The 6,055-nt window shown below is 65.7% G+C and carries 6 protein-coding genes; 3 read left to right on the top strand and 3 right to left on the bottom strand.

Translation table 11 applies throughout. From position 1 onward, the window contains the following. Window positions 1-263: 263 nt before the first annotated feature. On the bottom strand, window positions 264-1,073 hold the full coding sequence (locus ACK6AU_RS31095) for an AraC family transcriptional regulator (RefSeq protein WP_409303528.1): 810 nt from the start codon (window positions 1,071-1,073) through the stop codon (window positions 264-266). Window positions 1,074-1,213: 140 nt separating this feature from the next. Beyond that, on the bottom strand, window positions 1,214-2,098 hold the full coding sequence (locus tag ACK6AU_RS31090) for a LysR substrate-binding domain-containing protein (protein ID WP_185698900.1): 885 nt from the start codon (window positions 2,096-2,098) through the stop codon (window positions 1,214-1,216). Window positions 2,099-2,323: 225 nt separating this feature from the next. Here ACK6AU_RS31090 and ampC point away from each other — a divergent pair, with 225 nt between their 5' ends. Further along, window positions 2,324-3,496, top strand: coding sequence for a class C beta-lactamase (gene ampC, locus ACK6AU_RS31085; RefSeq protein WP_409303525.1), 1,173 nt, complete (start codon window positions 2,324-2,326; stop codon window positions 3,494-3,496). 306 nt (window positions 3,497-3,802) lie between these two features. Continuing rightward, window positions 3,803-4,519 (top strand): phosphatidylcholine synthase, encoded by a 717-nt coding sequence (gene pcsA, locus ACK6AU_RS31080; RefSeq protein ID WP_185698898.1) that lies wholly within the window; start codon window positions 3,803-3,805, stop codon window positions 4,517-4,519. A 63-nt stretch (window positions 4,520-4,582) separates the two neighbouring features. On the opposite strand, the gene ACK6AU_RS31075 is transcribed toward pcsA, so the two are convergent. Continuing rightward, entirely contained in the window at window positions 4,583-5,365 is a 783-nt protein-coding gene (locus tag ACK6AU_RS31075) for a sulfite exporter TauE/SafE family protein (protein WP_409303523.1), read from the bottom strand. 313 nt (window positions 5,366-5,678) lie between these two features. On the opposite strand from ACK6AU_RS31075, the gene ACK6AU_RS31070 reads away from it, so the two are divergent. Then, window positions 5,679-6,055, top strand: a 377-nt coding sequence (locus ACK6AU_RS31070) for a patatin-like phospholipase family protein (protein ID WP_409303521.1), incomplete at its 3' end; no start/stop codon positions are given.

Below are 6,055 nucleotides of genomic sequence, written 5' to 3'. Positions count from 1 at the left end.
GGGACACCTCATGATGGCTTCCAAACAAGAATGCCTATCATCTTCGAGAGAAAAACTGTCCGCATCAGTCAAGATCGACAAGTTATTGATCAATCCAGCCAAAGACCACCACCAGGCCGCCGCGTCGTGTAGCCGCTGCCGCAGGCTGCGCACGGGCGCATAGCGCTTGCAGATCCCGGATGGTCGGTCGATCGCTGAAGGCCCTGCGGGCCTTGGCACAGCCTCGCAGGCTCGGCGGCTACAGGAATAGCTGTGAATCGGGGTTACAGGTCGCTGTCCAGGACTTGGCGGCGCTCGGCGAAAAAACGTCCGGGCGGCTGGCCCACGGCCTTCTTGAACATGCGGATGAAGGCGCTGGCACTGTCATAGCCCAGGTTCAGCGCCACCCGCTCCACCGAATCGCCGCGCCCCAGTTGCTTGAGCCCCAGCAGGATATGCAACTGGCGCTGCCAGCGCCCGAAACTCAGGCCGGTTTCGGCCAGGATCAAGCGGCTCAGGCTGCGCTCGCTGAGACCGATCAGCTCGCCCCACTGCTCCAGGCTCAGGCGCCGCTGCGGCTGTTCGAGGATCTGCTGGGCCAGGCGGCGCAGTTGCCCATGCCGGGGCATGGGCAGGTGGATCTGCTCCCGTGGGGCAACGGCCAGTTCGTCCAGGGCCACCGCCATCAATCGCCCCTGGGCGCCGTCCAGATCGTAGAGCTGCGGCAACTGCGCACAACGACGCAACAGCTCCTGCAACAAGGGTGAGACCGCCAGGGTACAGCAGGCATCGGGCAGGTCCCGGGCCTGCTCCGGCTCGACGAACAGGCAGTAACCCTGGGCATGCTCGAGCCCCTGGACCCGGTGCGCGACCGTGCTGGGAATCCACACCGCGCATTGCGGCGGTGCCAGCCACAGGCCCTCGGCGCTTTCGCAGCTGAGTACCCCGGCCCGGGGAAACAACAACTGCGCCTTGCGGTGGCTGTGCCAGGGGCGCTCCCAGCGCTCCTCCTGGGCCGAGATGCGCAACACGCAAACCGGACGCGGGACGGCGTCCGGATCCTCAGTCTCGCGCGGTGGATCGAACCTCGACATGCCTGTCCTCGCGTCTTGTCTTCGAATAGCTCCAGCGATGCGGCGCTGCGCGGCAAGGCCGGTGATTGTGCCCAGGTCCCGGGACTTGGCCAAGCAACCTGAACCCGGAGTCACGTCCAGGGACAGCCGCAATCGACACTTCACGGGGCATGGCAAGCTACCTGCTCCAGCAGCCAGCCCTTGAAGGCGCTCATGGCCGCGGTTTCCGCCCGGGATTGCAGGCGGGTCAGCCAGTAGCTGCCGGTGACGATGCCTACCGCAAAGGGTCGCTGTATCACGCCGCTGGCCAGCTGCCGCTCGAACATCACCGGCGGCGCCAGGGCCACGCCCACGCCCTGCAGCGCCGCCTCGAGCATGCCCAGGGACGAATCGAAGACGATGCTTTGCGGCAACAATGTATTGGCCCCAAGGCCCGCGGCCTCGAACCACTGCGGCCATTCGTCGGTGCGATAGGAACGCAGCAGGGTCTGGCCCAGCAAGTCCGCCGGGGCCTGCAATTGGCGGGCGATCTGCGGCACGCACAACACCGACAGTGGCGCTTGCAGCAACTGCAACGCCTCGGTGCCGTGCCAGGCGCCGCTGCCGAAGCGGATGGCGTAGTCCAGGCCCTCGGCGGCCACGTCCACCCGGTTGTTGTGAGTGCTCAGGCGCAGATCGATAGAGGGAAAGCGCGCCTGGAAATCCCCCAGGCGCGGCAACAGCCAGCCCACGGCGAAGGTGCCCACCGCCCCCACCGTCAGCACCTCGCGGTAGTGGCCGCCCTCGAAGCGCCCCAGGGTCTGGGCGATGCGGTCGAAGCATTCGCGCAGTACCGGCAGCAGGGTCTCGCCCTCGCTGGTGAGCATCAGCCCCCGGGGCAGGCGCTTGAACAGGGTGACGTTGAGCTGGGTCTCCAGGCTCTTGACCTGGTGGCTGACGGCGGCCTGGGTCACGCACAGCTCGATGGCCGCGCGGGTGAAGCTCAAATGGCGCGCGGAAGCCTCGAAGGCGCGCAGGGCATTGAGGGGCAGATGAGGTCTGAGCATATGAAAGCCTTAGTTTTTCTAATGGCTAGTGCGAGATATCGTCGTTTGTCGATCCCCCGCAGACTGCCTAAATTTGGCGGCGCTCGTGCGACCTTCACGCTGTCCTTCCCTGCCAGGAAAGAACCAGGGCCTTGTGCCCCGGAGCACTCAAGCCGCTCGCGCGGGCTGCGGAGCCGCTGGAAGCCTGCGGCCAATACCACTAAAAAACATGGAAAACCCACAATCATGCGGCAAACAACCTTGACCGGATTGGCCATGATCAGCGCCTGCGCGCTGCTCGCCCTCTCGCCCCAGGCCCTGGCCGAAACCAGTCCCGAGCACGCGCTGAAAGCCACGGTGGATGCCACCATCCGTCCCCTCATGCACCAGCAGGGTATCCCCGGCATGGCGGTGGCGATCATCGTCGGCGGCCAGCGACATTACTTTAACTACGGCATCGCTTCCAAGGACAATCAGCGACCGGTGGACAACGACACCCTGTTCGAGGTGGGTTCGGTGAGCAAGACCTTCACCGCGACCCTCGGCGGTTATGCCCAGGCCAGCGGCAAGCTGGCCCTGCAAGACTCCGCCAGCCTGTACCTGCCAGCCCTGCGCGGCAGCGTCTTCGACGGCGTCAGCCTGTTGCAGCTGGCCACCTACACCGCTGGCGGCCTGCCGCTGCAGTTCCCCGACGAGGTCCAGGGCGAAGCCAAGACCCTGGACTACTACACCACCTGGAAACCCCGCTTCGAACCCGGCACCCAGCGCCAGTATTCCAACCCCAGCATCGGCCTGTTCGGCTACCTGGCCGCCCGTAGCCTGGGCCAGCCATTCGACCAGTTGATGCAAGGCTTGCTGTTTCCCAAGCTGGCCCTCAAGCACAGCTACATCCATGTGCCCAAGGACCAGCTGGAGCACTACGCCCAGGGCTACGACAAGCAGAACCGGCCAGTGCGCGTCGGTCCCGGCCCCCTGGACGCCGAAGCCTACGGGGTCAAGACCAGCGCCCCGGACCTGCTGCAGTTCGTTGCCGACAACCTGCAACCGGGCCAGCTCGACGGCACTCTGCAAAAGGCCCTGGCCAGCACCCAAAGCGGCTACTACCAGGTGGGCGACATGACCCAGGGCCTGGGCTGGGAGCGTTATGCCTACCCCGTGCCCCTGGCGCGGCTGATGGCCGGCAACTCGACACCCATGGCCCTGGAGCCGCATCCGGTGCAATGGCTGACCCCGACCCAGCCGCCCAAGGCCGACGCGCTGTACAACAAGACCGGCTCCACCAACGGCTTCGGCGCCTACGTCCTGTTCGTACCGGGCCAGCAGGTGGGCATCGTGCTGCTGGCCAACAAGAACTACCCCAACGAGGAACGGATCAAGGCCGCCCACAGGATCCTCGAAGCCCTGGATAACGCACGCTAAGGGCGCTCCTCGACGGCCCCCCGAGCCAGGCGCCACGGGCCGGCAACGGCCAGGTGGCGCCTGGCTTGTCGCCTTGGCCAGGGCGCCTAGACTCAATCAATCCCCCTCGACCGTTTACCCAGGCAAGGTTGGCCAGCGGCGGATCGGCTGCGCCATGACCGGGTCCGGGAGCCCGCGGATTTGCAGGCGCAGGCTTGCACGCTGAACCTTCCGCGCCGCTTTCCGGTCGATAACTGCAACCGGGCCGGGGTTGCCAGCGTCTTGCAGGCAACCGGCCGGGTACCCAAGCCGCCGGAGAGACGCCCCGTGATCACGACAATGCAAATCGCCAGAATCAAAGCCTGGGGCGCCCATGGCTTCACCGCTACCGGAGTGCTCAGCGCCCTGATGGCGACCCTGGCGCTGTTCGACAACCAGCCCAAGGCCTGCCTGTTGTGGCTGGGCGTGGCGCTGCTGGTGGATGGCGTCGACGGTTCCCTGGCCCGCAAGGTCAAGACCAGTTCGGTGCTGCCCAACATCGACGGCTCGGTGCTGGACCTGGTGATCGACTACCTGACCTATGTGTTCATCCCGGCGCTGTTCATCTACCGCTACATTCCCCTGCCGGAATACAGCGCCTTGCTGGCGACCTCGCTGATCCTGCTGTCGTCGCTATTGTGTTTCTGCAACGTCAACATGAAGAGCCACGACAACTACTTCCAGGGCTTTCCCGCCGCCTGGAATGTGGTCGCGCTGTGCCTCTACCTGATCGAGCCGGGCCCCTGGACCACCCTCCTGGGCATCGTCGTCCTGGCCCTGCTGACGGCCACCCGGGTGCAGTTCCTGCATCCGTTCCGGGTCCGCAAGTGGATGCCGGTGAACATCATCGTGACCTTCGTCTGGCTGCTCAGCGGTGCCCTGCTGATCCTCGGCCACCCGCAGCACAACCCGGCGATCATGGGCCTGTGGCTGGCCGCTTCGGCCTATTTCCTCGGGATCTGCCTATGGCGCTCGGCGCAGGAATGGCTGGGCAAGGCTTCTTGAAGCGACGCCGGGCCTGCGCCCGGCGCGGATGATCGCCGGGCCCGAATGGCCCGGCGCGAAAACTCAGAACGCCAGCTTGTAGCCGATGGAGAACAGCATCACCGCCAGGCACGGGCGCAGCAGTTCGTCGGAGACCCGGCCCGTCATGTGGCTGCCCAGCCAGATGCCCGGCAGCGAGCCCATCAGCAGGAACCCCAGCAGCTGCCAGTCCATGTTGCCCATGCTGGCGTGGCCCAGGCCCGCCACCAGGGTCAGGGGCACGGCGTGGGCGATCTCGGTGCCCACCAGGCGCTTGGTGGCCAGGAACGGATAGAGCAGGAACAGCGCCACGGTGCCCAGGGCCCCGGCGCCGATGGAGGTCAGGGCGACCATGGTGCCCAGGATCAACCCGGTGACCAGGGTCAGCAGATTCAGGCCGCCGGCGCTGGGGCGGTAGTCGCCGCCGTGGCGCTGGGCGAAGGCCATGAGTTTTTTCTTGAACACGATGGCCAGGGCAGTCAGCAGCAGGACCACGCCCAGGCCTTGCTTGATCACCGCGTTCAGCGACTGCGGATCGGCATGCAGGTTCTTCAGGAACCACAAGGTCAGCAGCACCGCCGGCACGCTGCCCAGGGTCAGCCAAGCGGTGATGCGCCAGTCGATATTGCGGTTCTTCTGGTGCACCAGCACCCCACCGGACTTGGTGATGGCGGCGTACAGCAGGTCGGTACCCACGGCGGTGGCCGGATTGATGCCGAACCACAGCAGGATCGGGGTCATCAACGACCCGCCGCCCACTCCGGTCATACCCACGATGAAGCCGACGATCAGGCCTGCGACGACAAAACCGAAATTACCTACATCCATCCAATAAAGCCCTGCAGATCATGCGGCCAAGTGAAAAACTGGCGGCAGCATAGCGGCTAAACCTTATGACCATTTATATGAATAAAATCTAACGTTATAACCAATTTTGAATTTCCCATGCGCCCGACGCATGCCAACCCCACCCCGCTTGCATCCTGCGCACCACCGGACCTTGCGTCGCCCCACAGCCACGCGCGGTCCGGACCTGCTGTCGTCGGGCCCGGCTGCATACCCGGGCCCCTGCATCCGGTATCCTGCTCGGCGCTTGCCGGGGCGCCCGGCCCAGCGCTCCCTGCGTATCCAAGGAAGGCCCATGACACCCGCCGACACCCCCTACCAGATCGAACAGCAACGCATCCGCTTCAGGCGCCTGAACTTGCAACAATCCGCCACGCAGCAGCCACCCCTGGAGAACTGGGGCCTGGCGCTGTCCGGCGGCGGCATCCGCAGCGCCACCTTCGGCCTCGGGGTCCTGCAGGCTATGGCCCGGGCACCGGCCCCCGACACCCATCAGGCCAACCCCGAACAGCCTCCGGCCAACGCCGAGGAACGCAGCTTGCTGTCGCGGTTCGACTACCTGTCCACGGTCAGTGGCGGCGGTTATATCGGCAGTTTCTTTTCCCGCCTGTTCCTGCCCGGCCGCCTGCGCCCTGCGGATTCCCGCGACCCGGTGGGCCAGGCCGCCCGCGA

It is taken from the genome of Pseudomonas sp. KCJK8993, from assembly GCF_046230915.1.
GTDB classification, from domain to species: domain Bacteria; phylum Pseudomonadota; class Gammaproteobacteria; order Pseudomonadales; family Pseudomonadaceae; genus Aquipseudomonas; species Aquipseudomonas piscis.
The sequence above is the reverse complement of the archived record's forward strand: the minus strand, read 5'-3'. Positions and strand labels throughout refer to the sequence as shown.

Excerpts from the sequence above, each read along its gene's own strand:
- ACK6AU_RS31095 (WP_409303528.1), bottom strand. The coding sequence starts at position 1,073 with ATGTCGAGGTTCGATCCACCGCGCGAGACTGAGGATCCGGACGCCGTC.
- ACK6AU_RS31090 (WP_185698900.1), bottom strand. The coding sequence starts at position 2,098 with ATGCTCAGACCTCATCTGCCCCTCAATGCCCTGCGCGCCTTCGAGGCT.
- ampC (WP_409303525.1), top strand. The coding sequence starts at position 2,324 with ATGCGGCAAACAACCTTGACCGGATTGGCCATGATCAGCGCCTGCGCG.
- ACK6AU_RS31075 (WP_409303523.1), bottom strand. The coding sequence starts at position 5,365 with ATGGATGTAGGTAATTTCGGTTTTGTCGTCGCAGGCCTGATCGTCGGC.